Raw genomic sequence first — 1859 nt, forward strand, 5'->3', positions numbered from 1 at the left:
ACCAATCTAGACGATACTATGCAGGCTTAAAGTTGTTCATCCACTATGAGAAAGCGCTACCGCCCTGTCTCGCGTGGTCCTCGCGATCGAACCAAACCAACGACAACTGGATCAGCCCATTATCATCGAGGGTCCACTCCTCCCATTCCAATAGACGGATCGGAGCTTCTTCAGGCCTTCCAGGGCCGACGAGCATACCCGTAAAAAGGGCGTGGTTCCCGGATATACGAAAATCATGCTGCAATACGGAAGATTTAGGAAAATCACGAAAGAATGGTTTAGCGTAATCCGAGGCAATCGCCGCTCGGCCTTGAATCGCATTACCTGAGTTTAGCCTTGCGACCCCGTTTTCTGCATAGTGAGCGGCCACCTGCATTGGATCGTTGGAACTCCATACAGCAGCATACGAAGAAGCTTTCTCTAGTGCCTCTGCAAAAAGCATTTCGGTTTCCCCTTGTTCACGTAATGCTTACCCTTTGGTTCCAAAGTATAGCACAAGACTTTATCCTAGACGCTCCGACGCAATAATTAATTCTGTTTTGCTAGCATAGCAGTCGCTCACGCCAAGCTTAGCAAACCGCCGCGTTGTCTCCACAAACAGTATGAAGTCACTGGGTGCTGCCCTATGTACACATCTGTAAGTCCCAGAGGGGAAAATACATCCCAAGAGGTGAATGTTGGATGTTCTTGTAATAGGTGCTGGGTTGTCAGGTATGACTGCAGCTCATGTACTTCGGGAGAGGGGTGCTGATGTCCTGTTGATTGAGGCTGACGCTCAAGTCGGAGGACGTATTCGATCTTTGCGCGACCAGAGAACCAATCGGACTTTGGCTGATTTGGGGCCAACTTGGGTATGGCCAAAGTATCAGCCCACCTTTGCAAAATGGGCCAATTCGCTTGGAATAGAAACTTTTGAGCAGTTTAACCAAGGTGGCGCAGTTGTTCACGGATACAGCCCAAAACCAATTCGACAGACTTTACCCGGACAGGACGGCATGACCCGCATCGTTGGCGGGCCGACAAGTCTAATTAAGGCCCTTTGCAAACCGATGGACCCAGCGTGCATTCGGACCGCGACAAATGTAGCGGGTATTCGAGAAGGAACTGCCAAAAAGGTAAGCGTGCATATTGATACCGGCGAAAAAATCGAAGCAGACCACGTTGTCATATCCGTTCCATTACGAATTGCTGCAGCAAACCTCGAAATGCCTTGGGCATCGCCGGAGCTACTTGACGCAATGCGCCGGGCTCCAACGTGGATGAGCACCCACGCCAAAGCAGTCGTGATTTACAACAAACCATTTTGGCGAAATCGGGGTCTGGCCGGGCGCATTGTTAGTAGAACTGGCCCTCTTGTCGAAGCTCATGACCATTCGGGCGTTGATGGCACCCCAGCGGCAATCTTTGGCTTTGTTGGATGGTCGCCTGCGATACGACAAAGCGACCCGGAAAGGCTGCGAAAGGCAATTCTGAGGCAGCTAGTCGAGTGCCTTGGGCAAGCTGCTGCAAAACCAGAGGAATTTTTTATACAAGACTGGGCAAAGAACCGGAAAATCGTTTCGGACCTCGATCTTTCCGAACCTGCGAGCCACCCCAATGTCGGTCCGGAGGTACTCAGACAGGCTCATCTCGGTGGAAGCGTTCGATTTTCGGTATCGGAAACTTCAAAAATAAGCCCGGGACTGATTGAGGGGGCTTTGGCAGCCGGAGAACAGACCGCAAAACAACTGCTCGCCGATGAACCTGATGGAACGCAAACGAGCCCGGAGTAGTATTTCAGAACCCGCAAGTAGCGAACTTTTCTTCGCTCATGCTTAGGCAGAGACCTGTAACATCCACCAACGAACGTTTGATTTGAA

Annotated in this window: 2 protein-coding genes; one reads left to right on the forward strand and one right to left on the reverse strand. The window is 51.0% G+C overall.

Annotated elements, in window-relative coordinates; genetic code table 11:
* Window positions 1-43: 43 nt before the first annotated feature.
* A complete protein-coding gene (locus tag GOV80_RS22215) occupies window positions 44-442 on the reverse strand; it encodes a nuclear transport factor 2 family protein (RefSeq protein ID WP_170787820.1) in 399 nt (132 codons plus the stop codon).
* 232 nt (window positions 443-674) lie between these two features.
* Here GOV80_RS22215 and GOV80_RS22220 point away from each other — a divergent pair, with 232 nt between their 5' ends.
* The gene (locus GOV80_RS22220) at window positions 675-1772 is read left to right on the forward strand and encodes a flavin monoamine oxidase family protein (protein WP_237216014.1); all 1098 of its coding nucleotides are present in this window, start codon (window positions 675-677) and stop codon (window positions 1770-1772) included.
* Window positions 1773-1859: the final 87 nt, after the last annotated feature.

This window comes from Ruegeria lacuscaerulensis (assembly GCF_013034685.1).
Classification (GTDB): Bacteria; Pseudomonadota; Alphaproteobacteria; order Rhodobacterales; family Rhodobacteraceae; genus Ruegeria; species Ruegeria lacuscaerulensis_B.